Origin of the sequence: Pedobacter vanadiisoli, from assembly GCF_042684385.1 — a bacterium.
In the GTDB taxonomy this organism is placed as follows: Bacteria; Bacteroidota; Bacteroidia; order Sphingobacteriales; family Sphingobacteriaceae; genus Pedobacter; species Pedobacter vanadiisoli.
The window spans coordinates 12,491-37,182 of record NZ_JBHULL010000002.1; the positions used below are offsets into that span (position 1 = coordinate 12,491).

At 38.8% G+C, this 24,692-nt stretch carries 21 protein-coding genes; 7 read left to right on the top strand and 14 right to left on the bottom strand.

The window, feature by feature from the left end:
* The first annotated feature begins 48 nt into the window (after window positions 1-48).
* Both mgrA and ACFSR6_RS00480 read left to right on the top strand, forming a co-directional pair.
* Window positions 49-1,038: an L-glyceraldehyde 3-phosphate reductase gene (gene mgrA / locus ACFSR6_RS00475; RefSeq protein WP_379073679.1), complete on the top strand. Its 990-nt coding sequence runs from the start codon at window positions 49-51 to the stop codon at window positions 1,036-1,038.
* Between the two features lie 321 nt (window positions 1,039-1,359).
* Window positions 1,360-3,771, top strand: coding sequence for a TonB-dependent siderophore receptor (locus ACFSR6_RS00480; RefSeq protein ID WP_379073681.1), 2,412 nt, complete (start codon window positions 1,360-1,362; stop codon window positions 3,769-3,771).
* Window positions 3,772-3,945: 174 nt separating this feature from the next.
* Here ACFSR6_RS00480 and ACFSR6_RS00485 read toward each other — a convergent pair whose 3' ends face one another.
* The 5 genes from ACFSR6_RS00485 to ACFSR6_RS00505 form a co-directional block, all read right to left on the bottom strand.
* Entirely contained in the window at window positions 3,946-4,143 is a 198-nt protein-coding gene (locus ACFSR6_RS00485; protein ID WP_379073683.1) for a hypothetical protein, read from the bottom strand.
* Between the two features lie 505 nt (window positions 4,144-4,648).
* Entirely contained in the window at window positions 4,649-4,945 is a 297-nt protein-coding gene (locus tag ACFSR6_RS00490) for a Dabb family protein (RefSeq protein ID WP_379073685.1), read from the bottom strand.
* Between the two features lie 48 nt (window positions 4,946-4,993).
* A complete protein-coding gene (ligD, locus tag ACFSR6_RS00495; protein WP_379073687.1) occupies window positions 4,994-7,684 on the bottom strand; it encodes a DNA ligase D in 2,691 nt (896 codons plus the stop codon).
* Between the two features lie 10 nt (window positions 7,685-7,694).
* The gene (locus ACFSR6_RS00500) at window positions 7,695-7,868 is read right to left on the bottom strand and encodes a DUF3606 domain-containing protein (RefSeq protein WP_379073689.1); all 174 of its coding nucleotides are present in this window, start codon (window positions 7,866-7,868) and stop codon (window positions 7,695-7,697) included.
* Between the two features lie 106 nt (window positions 7,869-7,974).
* Window positions 7,975-9,186, bottom strand: a complete 1,212-nt coding sequence (locus tag ACFSR6_RS00505) for a glycosyltransferase family 87 protein (RefSeq protein ID WP_379073690.1) — start codon at window positions 9,184-9,186, stop codon at window positions 7,975-7,977.
* A 292-nt stretch (window positions 9,187-9,478) separates the two neighbouring features.
* Here ACFSR6_RS00505 and ACFSR6_RS00510 point away from each other — a divergent pair, with 292 nt between their 5' ends.
* Together ACFSR6_RS00510 and ACFSR6_RS00515 are read left to right on the top strand one after the other, a co-directional pair.
* Entirely contained in the window at window positions 9,479-9,700 is a 222-nt protein-coding gene (locus ACFSR6_RS00510; protein WP_379073692.1) for a hypothetical protein, read from the top strand.
* Window positions 9,701-9,707: 7 nt separating this feature from the next.
* Window positions 9,708-9,905 (top strand): hypothetical protein, encoded by a 198-nt coding sequence (locus tag ACFSR6_RS00515; protein WP_379073694.1) that lies wholly within the window; start codon window positions 9,708-9,710, stop codon window positions 9,903-9,905.
* A 5-nt stretch (window positions 9,906-9,910) separates the two neighbouring features.
* Here ACFSR6_RS00515 and ACFSR6_RS00520 read toward each other — a convergent pair whose 3' ends face one another.
* The 9 genes from ACFSR6_RS00520 to ACFSR6_RS00560 all read right to left on the bottom strand — a co-directional run bounded on the left by ACFSR6_RS00520 (window position 9,911) and on the right by ACFSR6_RS00560 (window position 22,088).
* Window positions 9,911-11,053 carry a serine hydrolase domain-containing protein gene (locus ACFSR6_RS00520; protein WP_379073696.1) on the bottom strand — a complete coding sequence of 381 codons (1,143 nt, stop codon included), beginning with the start codon at window positions 11,051-11,053 and terminating at the stop codon, window positions 9,911-9,913.
* A gap of 65 nt (window positions 11,054-11,118) precedes the next feature.
* Window positions 11,119-11,580 (bottom strand): VOC family protein, encoded by a 462-nt coding sequence (locus ACFSR6_RS00525; protein WP_379073698.1) that lies wholly within the window; start codon window positions 11,578-11,580, stop codon window positions 11,119-11,121.
* Window positions 11,581-11,869: 289 nt separating this feature from the next.
* Window positions 11,870-12,700 (bottom strand): aldo/keto reductase, encoded by an 831-nt coding sequence (locus ACFSR6_RS00530; protein WP_379073700.1) that lies wholly within the window; start codon window positions 12,698-12,700, stop codon window positions 11,870-11,872.
* A gap of 280 nt (window positions 12,701-12,980) precedes the next feature.
* The gene (locus ACFSR6_RS00535) at window positions 12,981-14,414 is read right to left on the bottom strand and encodes a TolC family protein (RefSeq protein WP_379073702.1); all 1,434 of its coding nucleotides are present in this window, start codon (window positions 14,412-14,414) and stop codon (window positions 12,981-12,983) included.
* Window positions 14,407-17,577: an efflux RND transporter permease subunit gene (locus tag ACFSR6_RS00540; RefSeq protein ID WP_379073703.1), complete on the bottom strand. Its 3,171-nt coding sequence runs from the start codon at window positions 17,575-17,577 to the stop codon at window positions 14,407-14,409. Before ACFSR6_RS00540 ends, ACFSR6_RS00535 begins: the two co-directional genes overlap by 8 nt.
* Before the next feature lie 23 nt (window positions 17,578-17,600).
* On the bottom strand, window positions 17,601-18,683 hold the full coding sequence (locus tag ACFSR6_RS00545; RefSeq protein ID WP_343524808.1) for an efflux RND transporter periplasmic adaptor subunit: 1,083 nt from the start codon (window positions 18,681-18,683) through the stop codon (window positions 17,601-17,603).
* 231 nt (window positions 18,684-18,914) lie between these two features.
* A complete protein-coding gene (locus ACFSR6_RS00550) occupies window positions 18,915-19,421 on the bottom strand; it encodes a hypothetical protein (RefSeq protein WP_379073705.1) in 507 nt (168 codons plus the stop codon).
* Window positions 19,418-20,635 carry a hypothetical protein gene (locus tag ACFSR6_RS00555; protein WP_379073707.1) on the bottom strand — a complete coding sequence of 406 codons (1,218 nt, stop codon included), beginning with the start codon at window positions 20,633-20,635 and terminating at the stop codon, window positions 19,418-19,420. Before ACFSR6_RS00555 ends, ACFSR6_RS00550 begins: the two co-directional genes overlap by 4 nt.
* 34 nt (window positions 20,636-20,669) lie before the next feature.
* Complete coding sequence (locus ACFSR6_RS00560; RefSeq protein WP_379073709.1) at window positions 20,670-22,088, bottom strand: hypothetical protein; 1,419 nt, start codon at window positions 22,086-22,088, stop codon at window positions 20,670-20,672.
* Window positions 22,089-22,465: 377 nt separating this feature from the next.
* Between ACFSR6_RS00560 and ACFSR6_RS00565 the strand changes: the two genes are divergently transcribed.
* From ACFSR6_RS00565 to ACFSR6_RS00575, 3 genes are read left to right on the top strand one after another with little or no spacing between them, the layout of a single operon-like run.
* Window positions 22,466-23,419, top strand: a complete 954-nt coding sequence (locus ACFSR6_RS00565) for a hypothetical protein (RefSeq protein WP_379073711.1) — start codon at window positions 22,466-22,468, stop codon at window positions 23,417-23,419.
* On the top strand, window positions 23,403-24,131 hold the full coding sequence (locus ACFSR6_RS00570) for a hypothetical protein (protein WP_379073712.1): 729 nt from the start codon (window positions 23,403-23,405) through the stop codon (window positions 24,129-24,131). The genes ACFSR6_RS00565 and ACFSR6_RS00570 overlap by 17 nt, the downstream gene beginning before the upstream one ends.
* A gap of 11 nt (window positions 24,132-24,142) precedes the next feature.
* A complete protein-coding gene (locus ACFSR6_RS00575) occupies window positions 24,143-24,337 on the top strand; it encodes a hypothetical protein (RefSeq protein ID WP_379073714.1) in 195 nt (64 codons plus the stop codon).
* Window positions 24,338-24,692: the final 355 nt, after the last annotated feature.

Below are 24,692 nucleotides of genomic sequence, written 5' to 3' on the forward strand. Positions count from 1 at the left end.
TTATTATCCCTTAAAACTGACTATTATTGTGGCAATCAAATCCTAAATATGAATCAAAACATTTCAACAGACCGTTACGATAAAATGTTATACCGCCGTTGTGGAAACAGCGGCTTAAAATTGCCCGCAATATCGTTGGGTTTGTGGCATAATTTCGGACATGTAAACGTTTTTGAAAACAGCAAAAACTTAATTTATACTGCTTTTAACAATGGAATTACCCATTTCGATTTAGCAAATAATTATGGTCCGCCTCCTGGTTCGGCTGAAGAAGTTTTTGGAAAAATCCTTCACGAAGATTTTAAGGGCTACCGTGATGAAATGATTATTTCAAGCAAAGCGGGATATACCATGTGGGATGGCCCTTATGGCGACTGGGGTTCGAAAAAATACCTGGTTTCTAGTTTAGACCAGAGCTTAAAACGTATGAAACTGGATTATGTTGATATTTTTTACCACCACCGCCCTGATCCGGAAACCCCATTGGAAGAAACCATGGGCGCTTTAAGCTTAATGGTTCAGCAAGGAAAGGCTTTATACGTAGGCATATCAAACTATCAGGCAGAAGATGCTGCAAAGGCCATCAACATTTTAAAAGATAACGGTACACCATGTTTAATTCATCAACCTAAATATTCGATGTTCGAACGCTGGGTTGAAGGTGGCTTACTTGATGTTTTGAAAAAAAATGGTGTTGGCTGTATTCCATTTTCGCCATTGGCACAGGGTTTACTTACCGACAAATATTTACATGGTATCCCTTCCGATTCGAGGGTAGCTACCAGTGGTATTTTTCTCAAAGAAAGTAATATTACCCCAGAGAAATTAGCTGTAATTGCCAAGTTAAATGAGGTGGCCAAATCACGTGGACAAAAACTAGCACATATGGCTTTATCCTGGATATTGAAAGATAACAGAATTACCACGGTTCTTATAGGTGCCAGTAAACCAGAGCAAATAACAGATTCAATTAAAGCTTTAGATAATATTGAATTTAGTGCTGTTGAAATAAAATTGATTGATGAGATTTTAAGCTAAAAACTCAGTCCTTATCTCGTCGGCAACAGGGAAATCTTTGAAGACATCTAATAAACATGGTTCAAAGATTTCTCTTCCTACTTAATTTCCTCTCCGATAGACGCATCTTTTTTCTGGGATAGTTTTCGGCATCATGTTAAACTTGCCTTGAAAACTACAGCATGGAACAGCCAAGTTCAGGCTTCCGGAATAGCGTATTACCAAGTTTAAACATCCTTCTTTTCACTCACAGACTAACCTTATTTAGAATAAATAAAAATAATTTTGTTATTCCGCTGCAAAAGCAGTTCCTTTGCGGCAAATAAGAATTAATCTAAATAAATGAACAAAAAATTTACTTTTCTTTTAAATGTAATTGCCCTTCTCCTGTTTTTAGCAGGAAATACCATGGCGCAGGGTAAAAATGGATCGGTATCAGGCTCGATTAAAACCAGCGATGGTAATCCAGCCAGTTATGTAAGTGTTGGTTTAAAAAACACGGGTAAAACTACGCAAACTGATGAGAAAGGTAATTTTATCATTAAAAATGTAATCCCCGGGAATTATACCATCAAAACATCTGCTATTGGCATTTCTGCCCAGGAAAAATCAATTACTATTGTTGCTGGCGAAACTACAAATGCTGATTTCACCATTGCGGAATCTTCGTCGCAGTTAGACGAGGTAGCCATTAGCGGTTATAAGACGCCAAACAGAAAACCCGTTAACCTAGGCAAAATTGCCATTGCACCAATGGATCTTCCACAGGCAGTACAGGTTATTGGAAGACAGTTAATTGTTGACCAACAAGTAAATAGCCTGGGCGATGTAATGAAAAACGTGAACGGAGTAGCTTTGGGTGCCAATCGGGGCAGCGTTGGCGAAAACTTCTTCGCAAGGGGTTATAGCCTGGGTAGTAATAACGTTTTCAAAAATGGTGCAAGAACAACTATAGGTGGTAGCCCGGAGGCGAGTACATTAGAATCGGTAGAAGTTTTAAAAGGAAGTGCGGCATTGCTTTATGGTGGTGTAACCGGCGGAGCTGTTGTGAACATGGTTACCAAGAAACCTAAATTCGAAAATGGTGGTGAAGTAAGCATGAGAACTGGCAGTTATGATCAATACAAACCCACAGTTGATCTTTATGGTCCGATTTCAAAAAAACTTGCTTTTAGAGCCATTACTACTTACGAAAGTGCCGGGAGTTTTAGGGATTTTGTAAAATCAAAACGTTTTTATATTAATCCATCGTTATTATATAAGATAAGCGAACAAACAGAGGTTCTGGTTCAGGGTGATTATTTGAAAAGTGATTTCACTCCGGATTTTGGTGTAGGATCAGTGAATAATCAGATTGTAGATTTTGGTCGTGATAAATTCATTAACACGCCTTGGGCTTACAATAAAACGAATACGACGACTGCTCAGGCCAATTTAACACATAAATTTAACGAAAACTGGAAATTAAGTGCAATTGGATCTTTCCAGGCATATAACCGAAATTATTATGGATCAGAGCGTATACAGGCGAATGCAGCAGGTATTTCTGCCAGAAATCTTTCGAGAGCGCTAAGTAAAGAATATACTTACAACCAGCAGATCAACATTAACGGAAGTTTTAGTACCGGAAGCATTAAACACACTGTTTTATTTGGTGTAGATGCAGATCAATCGAGAGTAACCAGCAATGCTTTTGCTTTCGGAAAAGATGCCAAGGGGGCTAATATCACTACCTTAAATTATGGTAATGTTAATGTATTCGATCCGGCTACCTATTATGGTTCAGGAATAATGCCTGAAGCATTTGGTATAACCAGCACACTTGCCCCGATCTATAGATACGGTGCTTTTGTTCAGGATTTGATCGAAATAACTGAAAAATTTAAAGTATTGGCAGGCTTACGTTATACAGACCAGAAAAATGCAAGTTCGAGGGCGCTGAACTTAGAAAATGGGGCAATAACGAGGGGAGCCACAAAGTTTGATGATGCTTTTTCCCCTAAAGTGGGATTGATATACCAGCCTCTTAAAACTACTTCCATGTATATTAGTTATGCTGGCAACTTTATAACCAATACAGGTACCGACATTTATTTTGACGCACTCCCACCATCGTTAGTAGATCAATATGAAGCCGGCATAAAAAATGATTTCTTTGGAGGCAGATTATCGGCGAACTTAACTTATTATAAAATTAAGAACAGCAACACGGCACAAACTGCAACGTTTGACCAAAATGGTAATCTTAACTCAAATACCAACTTAAAACAATTAAATGGAACTACATCAAGTGATGGCGTTGAAATTGATTTAACAGGCTATGTTTTACCAGGATTAAATTTTAGTGCCGGTTATAGCTACAACTTTATGCGCTACACCAATACTCCTGAGATTACAGGAATGATTGAAGATGTACGCTTGGTAGGTACAACCAAAAATACAGCAAATGCCACTTTGTTTTATACCTTCCAGCAAGGCGCAATAAAAGGTTTAAAATTGGGTGCCTCCACATTCTATACCGGCAAACGTAACGGTGGTTGGAACGATGCCAAAAATGCAACAACTTTAAGACTAATTCCTTTAAGCGCATTTACTACAATAGATTTCTCTGCTGGATACAGCTGGAAAAAATTCTCACTTCTTGCTAAAGTTTCTAACCTTACCAATGAACTGAATTATTTTGTTCACGAAAACTATAGTGTAAATCCTATTGCTCCGCGCCAGTTTGTAACGACCTTATCTTACAAATTCTAATTACAGGAATAAGTTAAAAAGAAAGCTCCAGGTCAATTAGATCTGGAGCTTTCTTTTTTTACAGATATGCAATGTTTATCATCGTCTATAGCTGGGTATTTTACGCCAAAGCTATTAACTGATGGGCCATAAAAATCAATGGTTACAAGCCCATTAGTTAAGGCAAGAGAGAGATTAAAGAATAATTAAGATGGTGCCTGATTTAAATAATTTAAAGTAATAGTGAAATTCGCCATGGCGATTTATTTTTTCGATTTCGCAAACTTTACCCGACTTACCAAATTCGTCGGACAATAAATCCCCGATTTTAATATTATCCAACTGATTTACGCTAAGGGATGCTCTTTTAATTAATGTAGCTGTTTTTTCCATAAGATTGCAGTTTAAATTATTTACGTAACCGAAAACACTCTGGTTCTGTAGTGCTAAAAATTACTCATAAATTACTATCAAAAATACAAAATTGTATGTTTAATCATCAATATATAATCTTATAAATAAGAATAACACAACTTACTTCATATACATTTATATAAAAAATAATACTTAATCAACTAATAAACAATAAGTTAATATAGCAAAAAAAATAGTTGATCAAGGTGTTTTTTTTGATCTTAAAATTAAGATATTGCATTAAATCAATAAATGATATGTATTTCAAATTTGCTCATGTTAAGTTTTTTCTATTAAATGAATAGACGAGCAAAGCCGGCGATAGTTTAAGAAGAAGTAAAAAATTAACTTCGGTGTTTTTGGAAGGTTTTGAAAGCCTGGTCAAGATGGAAGCAGGCTTTTAGATATTTCGTCAGGCTCAGTAAAGGTTCGGCCCGACGAAATAGAATAGAATTATAATTTATGGGTACAGCCCTTAACAGCACTATTCTGCGTCGTAAATTACAACATTTTCAAAGTAAATCCTGAATTCATCTAAGAAAGCTTTATGCACAGGGTGAACCTGATAAACATCATGGGCAGCAAGATCTTCAAAAAACAAGACCAGGCTGAAAGTGTAAGTGGTATCAACGACAGCACGCTCAATTGGTGCAGGTACGCCTATGTGAAAGGTTTTTACAACTTCAATGTTCTCTAATGTTTGTAAGCCTTTGCGGAAAGCAGCTTTTTGGTCATCAGTGGTATCGGCTTTAAGCCAGAATAAAACGTGGTGTGCTATCATTTTCTAATTTTTTGCCAAATATAATGAAAGCAGTAAGAGATTGTTGCGCTATCCAAAAACACTTTTTGCTTTATTTATTGCCTTTTTAAGATCAATTCCCTTCCCCAGCACACCTTTAAATAAATCGCCTTCTGCTTTTAACCGGTCAATGGCATTAACAATATTAAAATCTTTCATTTTTAGTCCCGGTTTTACCTCATCCCAATGCAAGGGCATAGAAATGCTCGCCCCTATTTTTGGCCGCAAAGAGTACGGGCAGGCAATGGTAGCCCCTGGCCTGTTCTGTAAAAAATCAAGGTACATCTTCCCTTTCCTGGCCGATACCATCCGCTCCAAAGAAGTATAATCCGGAATCTGCTGATTCACCAGATTAACCACAAGCTTTGCAAAAAGCTGGCTTTGATCGTAATCATATCTGGCATTCAGCGGAATGTAAATATGCATCCCTGTTGAACCTGATGTTTTGCAATAGCTGGGTACCCCGATGGCGTCAAGCACTTTTTTGGTTTCGAGAGCGGCGTTAACGACCTGATCAAAAGTATGTTTGTCGGGATCCAAATCGATCACACAATAATCGGGATGATCTGGAGACTGTATACGGCTAAACCAAGGGTTCATTTCGATACAACCGAGATTGGCCATCCATAACAAAGAAGCTTCGTCTGTTCCTACCAAATATTCTTTTTTTTCGCCCTCACCATTTTCATAGGGAAAAGTTTCAGCCCATTCAGGTGCTTTACCCTTAACATCCTTCTGGTAAAAACTTGGTCCGTGGATGCCACCCGGGAAACGGTTAAGCGATTGCGGTCGATCCTTTAGGTAAGGTAAAATATACTCTGCAACCTGATAGTAATAGTTGAACATATCTCTTTTGGTTACCATATCTTCTGGCCAGTATACTTTACTTAAGTTGGTAAATTTAAGCTCATGGCCTTTTATTTTCCTTACCTGGGTTTCGTCTTTTGGATTTAATAAGGTTTTACGTTCTTTTTCTTTCGGCGGTTTTACCGCTTCATGGTGTACGTTTTTTTCTATAGAGTCTTTCACGATTTTTTTGGTCGTGCTTTCTTCCTCCCTGATTACTTCTTTTGCTTTTTTATCGTCGCGCATGCCCTGGAAAGAAGGATGGCGGAACACCCCATCGTCTGTTACTTCTGTAAAAGCTACTTCACAGACCAGTTGAGGCTTTAACCAGGTAGCTTTTGCCTTTGGCGGATTTGGCCTGAATCGCGAAGGCTTATTTACATCAGGTATATTTTCGAACGGGCTTTTATCAACAATAAGCGGTTTAAACTGTTCCATCATTGTTTTCTGCTGTTTATCTGAAAATCCAGTACCCACTTTGCCTACGTATTGCAATTTCCCTTCGTCATACAGTCCCAACAAAAGCGAACTGAATGCTTTTGAGGTGTCGGCATTTTTAGTAAAACCGGCAATTACCACTTCCTGGCGTTTATGTACCTTAATCTTAAGCCATTCTTTCGATCTTCGGTCAGGAGTATAGGTACTATTGGTCTTCTTAGCGATTATCCCCTCCAGGCCCATTCTTTGTGCAGCGTCAAAAAAATCGATACCACTTGCCTTAAATACCTTACCTAAACGCAGTCTGTCATCATCAGTTGGCAAAACATTACTTAACACTGCCTGACGTTCATAAAGCGGAAGTCCCATCAGGTTTTTGCCTTCGTACCATAAAATATCAAACACATAAAAAACCAGTTCGCCATCTGCCTCACTCCGCCAGTTCTGTAATGAACCAAAATTGGATATACCTTTAGCATTCAGGACTAAAATTTCGCCATCCAGTACGGCGTTGCTTTTCCAATCCTTCAGCAGATCATAAATAGGATAAAATTTTTCGTTAAATGATTTATTGTTTCTCGAAAAGAGCTCTACTTTGCTTTTACTGATAAATGCGAGTGTACGGTAACCATCCCATTTTACCTCATACTGCCAGTCGGGGTCATCAAAAGCTTCATCTACAAGTGTGGCCAGCATGGGTTTAATGTTTTTAGGAATAACGGATTTTGGCGCTTTTTTTAGAATATCTTTTACATCAGGCTGATCATCATTAACTGCAGTTTCTTTTTTCACTTCCGGTTCAGGATCATTTATTCCGGCTTTTACAGGTTGTTCTTTTCCATCTTTCCAAACCTTCGCGGATGTTTTTTCCATTTTTTCTATCGTTTTTCCGGAAAGTACCGACTTATCCTGTTTGGTAATATCTTTGGTTGAAGCGTAATCGTCTTTGTGTTTGATTAGTAACCAGCTATTTTCAGCCATCCCATGTGTTTTAACAAGGGCAAATTCGCCATGGAGTTTTTCACCATTTAATTTAATCTTTAAAGAACCTTCTTTTAGCTGGTTTAAAAGGTGTTTCTCCTGTGCTTTTTTACCTTTAATGTTTTCAATTGGTTCATAAGTACCTTCATCCCATACAATAACGGTTCCGCCGCCATATTCTCCCTGTGGGATAATACCCTCAAAATCTTTATAATTAAAAGGATGATCTTCTACCATCATGGCCAAACGTTTAGTTTTTGGATCGGTTGAGGGTCCTTTAGGTATAGCCCAGCTTTTTAAAACACCTTCCATTTCGAGCCTGAAATCGTAGTGCAGACGTGAAGCATCGTGCTTTTGGATCACAAAATGCAATTTGTTACGGTCGTTGCTTTTACCTGATTTAGGTTCTGCCGTTTTTGAGAAATCGCGTTTTGCCACATATTTTTCCAGACTCATAATCAAATTTTTATTTCCTTAAAAAATCTTCTACAGCCTGAGCAGCATTACCGACCGTTTGCACTGCTGCCTTTAGCTTATCTTTGCTTACGCCGAATTTATTAGACCAATAATCGAGCTCATAACCTTCGTTAATGTTGATCCTATTGCGATCAGCACTCCCCCTTTTTTGTTTATCATCCATAAAACTTTTGATTAGACAGTTATAAAACAGACTGATAACAAAAAAGGTTTTAACATCCGTTTTTATAAACGGACATTAAAACCTTACAAAAAATAAAATTTTAAACTTAATCTATTAGCGCAGTAACCATTTCTGGCTCTGTTTCTTCGGCATACGCGAACCTATTATTTGTAGCATTATAAATGACCCTTAACCATGCCAGAAAATAAGGCAAGCTAATGATGGCCAGCGATAAAGGATGCGATTTGGCCAACACCGGAAATAACAGCAGCGGGAAATTACAGGTAATTAAAAGTAAAATAGGCAATAATACCTTTTTCATAGCCTCGTTACTTTCCTGTACATACCACACGCCTACCCCTACAATTGGAATAATGAATGTGCAATCTTCCGCCCCTGTGCTAAATAAAACCGGAAAAATCATTACTGATGAGAGGATCATCAATTGGAATCTGCGTTTTTTAAACCGCGATATATTTATAAAAGGCAACATAAACAATATCGCTCCCAGGCTTATAAATAGAAAATTCGGTATTTTCTTCTCATCAAAAAGCTCTCTAAAGAAACCCATAATAGAAATATCGATCCCATCACCCAAAACATTAACCATGTTCTTTCCGACAAGAGAATTCTTCCAATCTACATAACAATGTACCACATACTCAGGTGAAGCGAATAGCATTGGCAATAAGAATATGATTACTGACCAAAGAATGAGCCACAGGATAAAGGCAGGCTTTTTTTTAGCAAAAAAGAAGAATACCAGGCCTACAATACCGTAAAGTTTAATAAAGGTACCGAGTACGATGCAAAGTGCAGCCCATATTCCTTTATCTTTATTCAGCAAGGTATAACTCAATATCATTAATGCACCTGCACCGGCATTAAACTGCTGGTTAAGCATCGACTCTATCACGCAAGGAATGGCTATATAACCGATAATTACTTTTTGATCTTCAGTTAATGGCAGGGTTTGTATGGCCTTAAAAAGCAGGAAACAGTTAAAAAGGTTCCATAACAATAAGCCGATCCAGTTGTGAAAAATGGCAAATGGAGCTATTAATACGCTAAAGATTGGGCCATAGTGATTCGCATCGTCGTGATAAGCCGGATAATATGCATATAATGAACGTCCGTTCAATAAATTTCTAAATGTATTTTCGAAAATCAGGTAGTTATTATAACGGTGTGTGGCCCATGAATCTATCACAAAAACCAGTGTTATAAATACCCACAGGGATAATACAAAGCGATTATCCTGATAAAATTTTAAACGCGGAGATAGACTTTGGTGGTTAGTTTGAAAAAGGTTTGGCATTTGTAAAAAACATATTACAATACAATAATAAAAATGCGAACCGACAAAACCTAATATTTTGTATAAAAAATATTACTCTTTTAAGGGATATTTACCAAACTACCAAAATGGTAAAAATCGGCTTTTGAATTAATTTTTTTAAGCCTCAATTATGAGGGTCTCCAGTGGTTTTACTGGAAACTTGTTTTTACTATAATTTTATACATTTTTTTGAGAATTTACTGACAAAAGTCTAAAACAAAAAGAGATATCCTCCTGTTTCTATGAATATTACTAACCAAAATTTGTAAAAATGGAATATCAACTTAACTCGATGAATGCCAGAAAAGAATTTGTCGACATTGCAGATGAACAGGACCGTGATTATTGGGCAGCCAGGCTGGGCATCAGCACTGAAAAACTTAAATCAGTTGTGAAAGCACTCCATAGCATGGAATTCTCAAAACTGAAGGAACATTTAATGATGGAAAAAGTTAAATCCGGAAGTGCTTACCAAAGATTTGTGAATCAATAATGGCTGTATGAACCTTGAAAACGAAAGCAAAGATCCGTTAACAGTTGATGTACCCATTACCGATTGTAAACATTTAATTGATTTACCTCCTGTTAAAAGTATTTTCGACCAAAAAGTGAAAGGCAACAGTGTAAACCACCCAAAAGCAGGTATCAGAACTTTAACTGTTTTCTATCACAAAAATGGTTTATCAAACCTGCTCTAAGTTGTTCAAAAAAAAGACTGGTACAAACTGTTGATGGCCGCGCGACTAAAATCAGGAAAACCATCGGTATAAGTTGCATTTATTCCATTTGTAATGATCACAAATCCAAATTTCCTTTTTGGATCAAAAAACATGGTGCTATACAGGCCATAAGCAGATCCAGTATGCCCTTTAAGCTGAAGCCCGGGTATAAGATGATCTGCCGTTCTGATGGCCAGACCATAACCTTCATCATCGGTTAAGGCCATCTGCATTTTTTTTGCGCTTTTTTTAGTGATGATTTTAACACCATTTGATGTGCCATAGTTCATGTGCATAATCATGTATTTAGCTAAATCAGTAGCCGAAATTTTCATCCCTCCGGTTGGTGAAAAAACCGGCGTGGAGTATCCCATTACATAATTGGCAATTTCTGTCCGCCTTGGTGCATAGGCACTTGGTGAGGGGGTGTATGTTTTGGTATCGGTATGATATTCGTACAAATGCACGAAACGTGTACTGTCTAAAGAATCGATACAATAGCCGGCATAGAGTCCCAATGGTTTAAGAATATGTTTTTTTACATAGTTATCGAAACGTTCGCCAGATTTTCGCTCAATTATGGCACCTATGAGGTTAAAATTAAGGTTACAGTAATCAAATTTACTTCCAGGAGGATAATTGCTATAACATTTGGCCCAATCGGGATTTTTATCCGGATTGATGAGATCGAGATTCAAATATCCCTGCGAATCGTTTAAACTGGAGGTATGCGACAATGCCATTTTTAAGGTAATTTTCTGATCCGGAAATTTCGGGTTCCTGATCTTAAAACCCACCAGATCGCCAAAATCATCATCGAGCGAAATTTTACCTGCTTCTACCAGTTGCATAATAGCAGTTGCTGAAAAGGATTTTGATATGGAAGCGATCCTAAAAATATCCTGATCAGTTAATGGCAGTTTATTTTCTAAATCTTTTAAACCAAACGAATGGGTATAAATAATACGGCCGTTTTTTACCACAGCTACCGCAGCCCCGACAGCATTATATTTTTCCATAACGGCTTTCAAATCTGCCTCTGCTTTTTCGTTCTGGGCATTAGATTGACCGGTTAAACCGATGATTAAAAAGAAGGCAAGAAAATACTTTTGAAGGCGGAATTTCATAATACAATGGATCAAGCTTAAATATAGGATATGAGCCAGCATTAAATTGTCACGTAGTAAAAAATTTACTTCGCGTCGTTTACTTCCAGCCAGTGCCCATCAGGGTCTTTAAAATAAATCTGTTTTACTCCGTCAACACGAAAGGTAATGCCATGTTCTTTTCCAGGCCAATCTTCAAAACTGATGTTTTTGGCATTCAGTTCCTTTATAAAATCATCAACCGACGGGACACTGAAACACAAATGTGAGTTTTTATCAAAAGTTTCGTTGCCCTTCGCGCCCTGGATGAGGTGCAACTGTCCAGCAGGCCCCAAGGTAAACCAGGTATGGCGGTTATCCTTGAAAGGTTCGGGAATAATTTTAAGCTTAAAAACACTTTCGTAAAAGGTTGTGGCTTTGTTTAAATCGGATACATAAACGGCAATATGATTTAAAATAGCAGGTGTGTTTTTTGGATTATTTTGCGCCATGGCTTGCTGAAAAATAATAGCTAATAGAATAGCAGTGGTTAAAACGATTTGTTTCATGTTTAAATATCATACTTAAATGCGAATATTGGTAAATAATATGATCCCGTAATGGCTTATTTACAAATAAAAAGGTTTTATAGGTGTATAGTAATAAAAAAGGCCTTGGGGAGACACTAAGACCAGTAAGAGTAAAGTTAGTAGAATGGTCGTCATTGCGAGGAGGAACGACGAAGCAATCTTTCATACTGGCAAGCCTGCTTTTTAGAAAAAGGCCTTAACGAGACGCTAAGGCCAGGTAATGCAAAGTACTTCAAACAAAAAAGATGCTGCTCTCAGAATGACAATATTAATGAGCTAAGCTTTCAAATTCATCTTCAGTCAATTCAATTTCTACGGCCTCTAAGTTTTCTTTTAAATGATCTACAGATTTCGTCCCAGGGATTAAAAGAATATTTGATGATCTTTTTAATAACCAAGCCAGAGCAATCTGAGCAGTTGTTGCATTATGTTTATCCGCAATCGCTTTGATCTTATCCGCTAATTTATGCGGACCGGAGGCTAGCGGAAACCATGGAATAAAGGCCAGGCCCTCTTCTGCTGTATAATCTAAAACACTCTCCCATTGCCTATTGCCAAGATTATATAAATTTTGAACGGAAACGACCGGAAGAATGTCTTGAACTTGTTTGATCTGATCGATAGTTACTTCTGATAAACCCACATTTTTTATTTTACCTTCTTTAACAGCTTCTGCCACAGGCGCCAAGGTTTTGGCGACATCAACATTAGGATCAATGCGATGCAGCTGCCATAAATCTATTGAATCTACTTTTAAACGCTGCAAACTGCCTTCAATATCTAATCTGATCTTTTCAGGCGTTCCATTAGGTACCCATTGGTTTGGACCTGGACGCTCAAATCCACCTTTAGTAGCAATAAAGAGATCTTTTTGAAAAGGTGATAAAGCATCAGCAATAAGCGATTCATTAAACTTTGGCCCATAAGCCTCTGCAGTATCAATAAAATTAACGCCATTTGCCACTGCTTCGCGCAAAACGGTTATCGCATTTTCACGGTCTTCCACTTCGCCAAAAACACCGTTCCCGGTTAACTGCATGGCGCCATAACCTAAACGGTTAACCTCTAATTCGCCAAATTTAAATGTTGTTTTTCCCATTTTATTTCAGATATGATGATAAATTCTATGAATTAGATAACCAGCGGTGAACCGCATTGTTTGCCAAACGAATTTTATGATAAATAAATGAGGAAGTAATTTATTGAGTTAGAAAATTTATGTACCTGATGGTAATATCTGGCATGGCTGATGATCGTAAAAGATTCTTCGCTACACTCAGAATGACAAAAACAAAAGGCTGCTCCGGTTAGGAACAGCCTATAATTAATGTAAAATGATAATTAATAGGGTTTGCTGTTATCTACGTATTTCGTATTGCCTATTTCCACCCACCACCAAGGGCATGGTAAATATCTACTACAGCGTTCAATTGTTGCTTTTTGGTTTCGATGAGTTCCAATTTTGATTGTAAAGCATCACGCTGGGTCATCAAAACCTCAAAATAATCTGCCCTGGCAGCTTTAAACAAATCGTTAGAAATATCAATTGATTGGTTAAGCGCAGTAACCTGTTTTGATTTCAGATCGTAACTTTTTTGCAGGTTACTGATTTTAGATAGCTGATTGGCCACTTCGATATAACCATTTAAAATGGCTTTTTCGTATTCAAAAACAGCCTGCAATTGTTTTGCATTTGCCGAAGAATATTCAGCTTTTATGGCATTTCTATTAATCAGCGGCCCGGCTAAATCGCCAGCTAAAGAATAAATCAACGACTCTGGTGTTCTCAATAAATAAGACGGATTAAATGCCTGATAGCCAATAGCTGCAGAGATCCCTAATGATGGATAAAACTGTGCCTTGGCTACTTTTACATCCAATTTAGCGGCCGCCAATTCGTATTCGGCCTGTTTAATATCAGGACGGTTGGCCAGCAACTGGGAAGGTAAACCCGAGTGTACAGTTGCCGGTACCAGATCTGTAAAGCTGGATTTATCCCTAATAATAGGCTGAGGAAAACGACCTAACAGAAAGTTAATTTTATTCTCAGTCTCGGTAATATCCTGCTGGATATCAAATTCCAAACTTTTCGAACTTAATACCTCAGCTTCAAATTTACGTACGGCAAGCTCATTCACCCTGGTAGCCTGTTTCTGGATTTTCATTAATTCCAGTGCATTGCTTTGAAGTTCGATCGTTTTTTTAACCGTCTCCAACTGATTATCAGAGGCTAACAATTCGTAATATGAATTTGCTATTTCGGCGATCAAATTGGTGATTACGAAATTCTTACCTTCTACTGTAGACAGGTAGTGGTTAATGGCCGCTTTTTTAGAATTACGCAGTTTATGCCAAATGTCGGCTTCCCAATTGGCCTGTAAGCCGAAATGATAATCGGGTAGTACTTCTGGCACACCTTTACCTGGTGTAATTTCGGTAGAGGCGTCGCCCGCTCCTGAACTGGTATAACGGCCAACTTTATCCAAACCGGCTCCCACACCATAGGTTACGCTCGGCAAAAGCTCTCCCTTTTTTGCCTTAATTTCGTTTTTGGCAATTTCGATGTCCTGAAGAGTAATATTCAGTTCCTGGTTATTTTTCAGTGCCGTATCGATCAGGTTGATCAGATAAGGATCGGTAAAAAAGTTACGCCATTGTATACCGGCGGTGCTTACTGTGTCCTGCGAGCCGTTAAAGCTCACCGGTACACTTTTATTTTCGGCTCGTTGGGCAACTTCTGGGAGCTTACAGGCGGTATATGCAGCGCATATCAACACCAATCCAAGGCCTTTAAAAATATTATTCTTAAACATTATTCTCAATTTCTTCAGTTAACGGATGTTCTTCTTCAATTTTGATCAGCTTGTGTTTTGCTGCAATTGACCCGAATATATAATATAAGCCAGGGATCACGATTACCCCGAAAATGGTACCGAAAAGCATACCACCTGCAGCGGCCGAACCAATGGTACGGTTACCGATCTTACCTGGTCCGGTTGCAATCATCAATGGGATCAAACCTGCAATAAAGGCAAAAGAGGTCATTAAAATCGGACGGAAACGTACGCTTGCTCCTTCCATTGCGGCTTTAAGCACTGTTGCTCCCTGGCTGTGGCGCTGTGTGGCAAACTCTACAATCAACACGGCATTTTTACCCAGCAAACCGATCAGCATCACCATGGCTACCTGAGCATAAATGTTATTCTCCAATCCTAATATCTTAAGGAAAAGGAATGCTCCAAAAATACCAGCGGGTAGTGAAAGGATTACCGAAAGTGGTAAAATGAAACTTTCGTATTGTGCAGCCAAAACCAGGTAAACGAAACCTAAACAGATCAGGAAGATGTAAATGGCTTCGTTACCTCTTGATACCTCATCTTTAGAGATACCGGCCCAATCGATACCAAATCCTCTTGGCAGTGTTTTCTGTGCCACCTCAGTAATGGCTTTAATGGCTTCACCAGAACTATACCCTGGCGCTGCCTGTCCGCTGATCTCAGAAGCGTTGTACATATTGTGGCGGGTAATCTCCGACAAACCATAAACCCTTCGCATTTTGATAAAGGCCGAGAATGGCACCATTTCATCGCGGTTATTTTTAACCGACAGTTTTAAGATATCTTCAGGCAAGGCCCTGTATTGGGGCAGCGCCTGAACAATTACCTTGTACTGACGGTCGTACTTAATAAAACTGGTTTCATAATCACTACCTACAAAAGTAGACATGGTATTCATTGCATTATCAATGCTCACCCCTTTTTGCTGGGCAATGTCGTTATCAACATCCAGCATGTATTGCGGGAAACTGGCACTGTAGAACGTAAATACAGAGGATAGCTCTTTGCGTTTGTTCAGCTCTCGTACAAAATCATTGGCAACCGTCTCCATTTTTTTATAATCGCCACTTCCTGCTTTATCCAGTAAACGGAGTTCGAAACCGCCTGCAGCACCATAACCCGGAACCGCCGGTGGTTGGAAAAATTCAATGGTTGCGCCAGGTATAGACTTTGATTTCTGCTCCAGCTCCTCAATGATTTCGCGGGCAGAGTGTTTACGTTCGCTCCAGTCTTTAAGGTTAATTAAACAGGTACCCGAGTTAGAGCCTGTACCTTCGGTAAGAACTTCGTATCCTGCCAAAGATGAAACCGATTTAACACCATCAATGCCTTCGCACATTTTCTGCAGTTTTTCGGCTATTTGGTCGGTACGCTCTAAAGTAGATCCCGGAGGGGTTTGAATAATGGCATAAACCATCCCTTGATCTTCGTTAGGGATAAAACCAGAAGGCACACTTCCACTCAATACCCAAACACCCAGACAAAAGGCTACCAGTACGCCAAAGGTTAACAACCTGCGGCTTACTACCTTGCTTAATACCAGTTGGTATTTACCCGATAATTTAGCAAAACCACGGTTAAAACCATCTAGAAAACGATCGATCGCTGTTTTCTTCTTAACGGCCCCATGGTTATTTTTTAACATTATGGCACACAGTGCAGGTGTGAGTGTTAAAGCCACAATACCCGAAAGGATAATTGCAGTTGCCATAGTAATGGAGAACTGACGGTAGAAAATACCTACAGGCCCGGACATAAATGCTACTGGAATAAATACCGAGGCCATTAAGAAGGTAATGGCGATAATGGCACCGCCAATCTCTTTCATGGCCTGTTGCGTAGCTTTTAATACAGAGAGGTGGCTATCATGCTCCATCTTGGCGTGTACTGCCTCAATTACTACGATCGCATCATCTACTACAACCCCAATGGCGAGTACCAATGCAAACAAGGTAATTAAGTTAAGTGTAATGCCAAAGAATTGCATAAATACAAACGTTCCGATTAACGATACCGGTACCGCAATAGCAGGGATAAGCGTTGAACGCCAATCGCCAAGGAACAGGAATACCACTAAACCCACCAAAATGAAGGCCTCTACCAGGGTGTGGATCACCTTTTCGATAGATGCATCAAGGAATTTGGAAACGTCGTAACTGATCTCGTAATCTAAACCTTTTGGAAATGAAGCCGCTTTAATTTCGGCCATTTTGGCTTTAACATCTTTAATTACCTGACTGGCGTTACTACCATAAGACTGTTTTAAAACAATAGCGGCCGATGCTTTTCCATTTAAAGTAGAATATAAATTGTAAGCCGAAGCACTAAAATCTACATCAGCTACATCTTTTAAATGGAGCAACTGGCCATCAGGAGTAGCCCTAACCACAATATTTTCGTAACCTTCTTTGGTACTGAAACGTCCTGAATATTTTAATACATATTCGAATGCCTGTGAACGTTTACCGGAGCTCTCCCCTGTTTTACCGGGCGAGGCCTCTAAACTTTGTCCTTCAAGGGCATTCATTACTTCATCCACTGAGATTTTATAAGCCTGCATGCGATCGGGTTTTAACCAGATACGCATAGCATAATCCCTATCACCCAAAATATCGGCAAAACCTACACCATCAACCCTTTTAAGCTCCGAAAGCAGGTTGATATCGGCATAGTTATACAGGAAATTCTGGTTCATTTTAGGGTCCTTGCTATACAGATTGATATACATCAACATGTTTGGCTCTTCGCGTGAGATTTTCACACCCTCACGGATTACCAAAGGAGGAAGTTTATTGGTAACGGCAGCTACACGATTCTGCACGTTAAGCGAAGCCTGATTGGGATCGGTACCCAGCTTAAACACCACTTGTATAGAGGCTTCACCATCGTTACCGGCATCAGAGGCAATGTATTTCATACCCGGTACACCGTTAAGTGCACGCTCCAGCGGGATGATTACGGATTTAATCAATAATTCGTTATTTGCTCCGGGATATTCCGCAGTAATATTTACTTTGGGTGGAGATATAGTAGGAAACTGTGTAACAGGCAGGTAGCTAATGGCCAGCACACCCAAAAACACAATAACTAGCGATATTACGATAGAAAGGACGGGCCTTTGTATGAATTTACTAAACATAAATTAAGTATAGAGGATTTAGATTATTCTGTTTTCAATCTCAATTGTTTCAACACTTCTTGAGGTTGCTGGAATTTAAAGGCAATTTTATCATCATCCTTAACTTTCTGTACCCCTTCAAGCAAAATCTTATCATCAACGGTAAGTCCATCGCCTACGATGTATAAATCAGGCAAATCTCCGGCAATGGTAATCATCCTGGAGTGCACCTTATTATTTTTATCAACCACGAAAACATAGGTTTTGTCCTGGATATCGTAAGTAGCCTTCTGTGGGATAATAATGGCATTTTTTAGCGGAACAACCATGTGGATTTTACCGGTTTCACCATTGCGAAGCAGGTTATCGCTATTGTTAAACCTTGCGCGGAAAGCAATGTTACCTGTTTCATTATCAAATTCGCTTTCAATAATTTCTACTTTACCTTTCGATTTGAGAAACTCGCCATTGGCCAATAATAGGCTTACTTCCTGTTGGTTTTTTGCTTTTGCCGCACTCTGATAGTTTAAATATTCGGGTTCTGATACGTTGAAGTATGCAAACACCTGACTGTTATCTGAAAGGCTGGTCAGTAAAGCGCCCTCATCAACCAAACTACCCAGTTTTAAAGGAATACGGTCGATAGTACCATCAAAAGGTGCCCTGATTTCGGTATTGGACAAATGAAATTTAGCCAATGCGGTTTCGGCATTTGCCGATTGCAGTTTGGCCTTAGCCATAGCCAGTTCATTTTTCGAAACGATGTTTTTATCAGACAGTAATTTGGTGTTTTCCAGTTCAATTTCTGCCGATTTAGTTTCAGCCTGGGCTTTCAATAGCTCAGATTGTGCTGCTTTAGGCATAATCTTAAATAATAACTGACCTGCTTTTACCCGCTGGCCTTCATCTACATAGATATTTTGAAGGTATCCTTTTTCCTGGGCCCTAACTTCGATGTTGCGAACAGATTTGATCTGTGAAACATATTCCTTGGTAAACGAAGTATCCATTCTTAGCGGTGTGGTTACTGAATAAGTAACTACTTCTTCTTTTTCTTCTTTTTTCGAGGTGCAACCCGTTACGTAAAGTAAAGTACACAAGCCTAAGCATATGACAACTCTTTTCATGTTTTTTTTGTTGAATGGTTTAATCTGATTTATTTTTTCTATAATTAGTTTTCCTAGGCAACCAATTTATGAGGTAAGCAGCCTAATCGTGTGATGCAGGCACTTAATTGATTTCAATAAATTATGGTTACACAATGATTTAATTCGAAAGCGAAATAAATACACATTTATGAAGTTATAATGAAGTTGAATTCAGGTTTTATCTAAGTAATTATGTTTTAATGGTTACAATTAATCCTTAACAAGGAAGCCCTTGATTACCGAGAAAAGGTAGATTAAAATCGCCCATCCCGCTATTAAAAATTTTGGCCATGCTATAAAATCTGTCCGCCAAAATTCGGTCAGATCTCGCGGATGATGAAAACTGTGGAGCAGCCTGATATTCTCAACTACATCCAATAAACCTATTAAAACCGCAAGAAATAAATTAAACCGTATTAATTCATTTAACCAGCTTGTTTTTTCCAGCTGCATTTGTGCGTTGGATAAGGTCATGATGAGCAGTACATAAACCACAATAAACAGAAAATCAAGATGTGTATTCTGCTCAGCAACATTTAAAAGTGTCTGATCGCCATAAGGGGTATTGTTCCAAAGTGAAATAATTTCTGCGCCTGTACTTTTATCGGCAAGCTCCAGGTTGATGATTCCCTTACCGCTGAATCGCTGAAGTATATTTCCCTGATACGACATTACGGCGCAAATCATAATAAATACTAAAACCAATATCTTTTTCATTGCTTAGCTCCTCCATGGTGTTTTAGAACTTCTACAACTGCACTTCCATTTTTATTGGGGTGGTTAATGCATTGAATAAAAGCCTGGGCTGTTTTTTTGAAATGTTGGGGCAATGGATGCAATTCATCTGTCCAACCGTTTTTACCAACTGATCCCCTTGAATCGATGTGAAATACCCTATTCTCACCTAACATTTCACTAAAAATGCGACCGATATCAATCATCATTTCGTTGAAGAGGTAAATCATGGCATACACAATTTTACGCTGATCTTCGGGATCGTAAATACCTCTGAGTTGCAGGGGCGTTTTCAGCCATCCGCCATGTCCGAGAAAAGTACGTGCAAACAGCCGGTACCATTTGAGCGGATTATAGCCCGCTATCTTTTGATCACTCGGAATCGCATAATCGTAACCCTGAGTAATAATCTGTATACCAGAGAATTTACCCTTTTCTCCTTTACCTTTGCCTCCTGTAAGAATACCGTTTATAATAAAATAATATTGCAGCTGAAAAAAAGCCAGCAAGGCATAAAAGTCTTTGGATATAAACTGGATACCCCGCTTAAAATCTTCCGGTTTATCGGGCGGTTGTGCTGCATTTTCATAGAGGTATTTTGCAAAGGCACTGTTTTCAAATTCATTGGAATCTCCTTTATGTGTAACCATGGCAGCTATCCTCCTGTTCCCCACCAGGTCGTTTCCCCCTCCGCTAATGATAAATACATCGGGCTGAAGCGTAGAAAGCTGTTCTACATACTTTTTGGCACTAACCATATTCATCAGCCAATCGCCACCCGAGGCCAGGCTGTAAACAGCCATGTTCTCTTCCATAGAGACCCAATCGATTACATCGCTTAAAAGGATGGGATAATTGAACCAGGAATCGCCCTCTACTACTACCACCCTGTTTTTAAGTCCGTTGTGCTTAGCGTTATGCTTACGGAAATTATTTTTCACTTTTTTTATAAAACGGGTATTGCGCTGGCTGTTTTTCAATGCATCTACTTTAGCCATGATAGGTTGCAGGGCTGCAATTTTACGTACCTGCTCCAGATTAAGATCGTAGATGTGCTGAATAATTTCCGACAGATCAAACTCATTAATTTCAGGTCGCAGTTGAACAAGTTCGCTAACAGTGATTTTATTACAGAGCAATCTATCTATAAGATATTTCTTTATCGAAGGGTCCATCGGTTCACAGTTGTTGTTCATATCCATTTTTCTTTAGTAGTGTTGTGTCTAGAAATTACCTGAAATTTTTCTCCATAAAGCTGAGCATATTCCTGCTCATAAACTTTTCTACAATTTCTTCTCCGGAGATGAGGTTCTCGGGCATCGACATTTTATAATCCGGGTTCGCTACAAAAGCATTGGCATGGATAAGAAGTTTGTCTTTAAGTAACCCAAAGTCGGCAGAGGTCCATATCCCGTCAATAGGATTAACGATGCCATCATTGTCGCTTCCCAGACATTGGATATCCCAGGCCGGAAGTCTATTGATATCGAGTAATACCGCAATATAGCGGATCTGCCTCCACACAAAAAGTGCTGCATGCAACAAGATTGCCTCGCTGCCAAGGTGCTTTCTAAATAGCGCAATTTCATGACTGCTGGCAATGCGCCTTTCATCCAGTTGTATCCCAAACAATCCTTTGCTTTGCCCAATACGTACAATTTCGCGGTCAGAAAAGTTGATATCTGCACTTAGAAACCAATTGTAGGCATATTCGTCGCCACATATTGCTCCATGGCTCACAATTACAGGGATATGTTCTTTATCGTATTCCTGATCCAAGAGTTCAAAATATTCATTCCGGGCGGCAATGCTCATATGTTTGATGTCGATAAGGATTCGCTTTCCGTTTGTTTTAGCTAATAAAGCCCTGATCATATCCCTGCCCAGCGAGTTGAGGCCTTTTCCGAGCATTATACTCTGATTAGTGATCAATTTTACTGAAAAGTCAGTCAAACTGGCCGCATGACCGCATAATCCATTATAAAAATGGTGCGCAAAAGTAACAAACAACGGACAGTGTGGCCAGGCCTTTACTTTTGCCAGGTTATCCATTAAACTTTGTTTTACCAAAGGATCATCACTTCCTACCTCCTCAAATCGATTATAAAGTGCGTGCATCCCCTCAAAAGACAATCCAATGTATACGGTGTATACCTCATCATCTGCACTTTGATCAATATGGTTAAAATCCATTAACAATACATACCTGATTTTCTTCGACCCAATGGTGAATACTCTTCCATCTAACGCTTTTAAAAAAGCATATTCATTTTCCAGGTCGGTAAAATATCCATTGTTTTGATCCTGAATATAATGTATACGCTCTTTTCCGATACCCGTAACCAGGTTTACACTATCTGTAACCAAATCGCCGGGCAAAGCATTTTTCCTTACAAATCCTTTTTCAAAAGGATATAATGAACAGAAAATAAGCCCAACACCACCTTTTTCAAGCGCCTGGATGCCAGCCTGAGGAAAGGTAGTGATGCCTAAAATTTTATTCAGAATCTTTTTAACCAAAGGTGGATTACCATAGAAATAAATGCAGTCTTTAACCAACGGGTCTGTTCCGGGTATCCTGTCTGGAAAGCTGCGCCCATAGGGTTTCATTGAAGGATGGCAATGTAGATCTGCAACAGAGATATTCATAAGCTGAAAGGTTTTAGATGGAATACTCCCTAAGGCACCGCACAACATCCGCTTAAGGATATACTGGAAACATTAAATCAATCGAAAACTATAGAACACAACCGAAGATAATTGCCTTTTTCACTATAGAGCTCCATATTATCGAATACGTAAATATAACGGATCGATTGATAGATTACAATACCCAATTATGGGTATACTATTCAATTATAGCTACTGTAAATGTCGTAAATTACCTACTACTAGGTATTTGCATTCTGCATCATATTGGTTAAATTGCATGACCAATACAAACTACTGTTAGGCCCTAAAGTCTGCTGCAAGAATATAGGGATAATTTACTGTATCGGCAACTTGATTATTAAAGCCGCTCTACCATGAAATACCTGATTGCGCTCGCATTTTTATTCCTTTTTAATGGTTATACCTATGCTCAAAAAGATTGGGTTTACTCACCATATTTCAGTTTCGGACTTAATGTGAACCTTAATTATGGAAAAAAGCAAACTTTCCCGGGAGTAAACCTATATGGTGGTTTTGCCGTGAGTGCCGTATACAAAAGCAGCTTTATTACCAACTATGGGGGGAGTATATCGCTGTACCGAAAAACTGTTGGCACCAATCTTAACCCTTTGATCGATAATATTGAGGTAGACTTTACCAATTCCATATCAGTGGGATATGGCGGAAATCCTTTAAGTTATAAGAAATTGATCAGAACGATGCAGAATTCGGCTTTTTATAACATTAACTTAAATAATAATTACTTTGGCTTAATCTCTACCAATATTGTACTGAACAACCACCGGCGTAACCAGGTAGTGGGTTCAATTACCCTTTCAGGACCTGGATTAAGCTTTAATTATTACAATGACGGTGCTGCACCTGTAAAATGGATTGGCATTGGCGATGGATTTGACCGCTGGTGGACAGGGGGCGGTTCGTTTTTTGTGCACTCGCGCCGTGGCTTTAATTATGGCGAGTTAAGTTTCGACCAGTTTACCGGCTACCAGCCATTTTTATTTGAGCTTTCCGAAATTATCGGTATCGATGTGCCTCCGTATGCCCAATCTGACGATGCTCAGTCAAAGAGAAAAAAAGATTCGAATTACAACAGTTCCCAATATCATCTCCGGATTGGATTAAATGAACATTTCAGTGTTGATGCAGGTGTTTTGGGTTCGTTAAGGGTAGGTGAAAACGGTACCATATTTTCTTTTCAGGATCTTATACATATAATTGGCAAGATGCCTTTGCATCCAAATAACGATGTGAACAGGGTTTTTATTGGGGGATCATTTAATAGTATCAACTATGTTAAGGTTAAATAGCAGCAGGTTCATTATTTTTATGCTGGTGGCGCTGAACTTTTCGTGCACCATCAGGAAACATCCGTTTAACTTTAATCAAAATATTGATAAAGCATTTTTGCAAAGTGTGATCAGGGGAAGCAAATCTATACTGGCCACCGAAAAGAATGTTACCAGTGCAAGAGTATATAAAGCAGGCTTTCTTCAAGGCTGGATGGAGCAAAATCATTTTGTAGACTGGGCAGTTCTGAGTAAACAGCGTAAAAATGAGTTTACACCCTATAACCGCGGAGGCAAAAGTGAGTACGATGTTTACCTCATTCTATTTGATGCAAAAAGCGGAAACAAAAATAACTTTTTGCTTTTTACGGTTCAAAGACCATGGTTAGACACCGACACTGCCACAGGTTTTAGTCCTTTTTATTATGGAGTGCTAGATAGCCGTGCATCTGGACCCTATCTCCTTGCTGACGAAACTTTTAAGATAGCTGCTAAATGTAACGCGCCAGCTTATACGCCAACAAAAAGAAAACGGAACAAACTATATTTTTTACTGGATAAACAATATGGATCCGGTTTTAAATCAGACAGTCTCCGGATTGAAAAGATAGTACTTGCACAGGATAATCAGCTAAGCGATAACAAAGCATTGGTGATATCGGTAGATGAGGTATTGGGCGATAAGGTATCGCTTATTATGAGGTATGAAGACACCATTATTTTGAAACCTTAACAACATTAATTATGAGAAAATTAAGAAAGAAAAAGGCTAAAAGAGATAAATTATTTTTCTTAGCTACATTAAGATGTGTAGAGATTGATGGGGAATTTTGTGTGTTCGAAAGAAAAGACGGTGGATGGAGCGAAACAGGTATAACCTACACTACCTGTAAAGAATGTAAGGAGAAAACAGGAACCAATCGCTGTTATTCGTTATAATTCTTATTCTTTAAACCCGAACACCTTAAACAATTAAAATATTTCCTTAACATTTACGAAACAGTATGCTTACATTAAAAGATTAATTTGCTCACATAAAACCAGCCTTTCTATGTTTTTATAAACAGATTAAAGCGACACAATATGGAGGACAAAATACAATCTGACAGGGATATCCGATGTGAGTTCCTAAATATCTTTAAATTTATCCGGGCGGCTTGTGGAGTAGAACCCCTGGGCGAAACACGGGGCGCAGCCGAGCCAGAAAATACAAATTCATTAAATTTCGCAGTGCATCAGGTTCCAAGCCAAATTAACCATTAGCGCGCAACAATTAATTAATCGCTCTGATTAG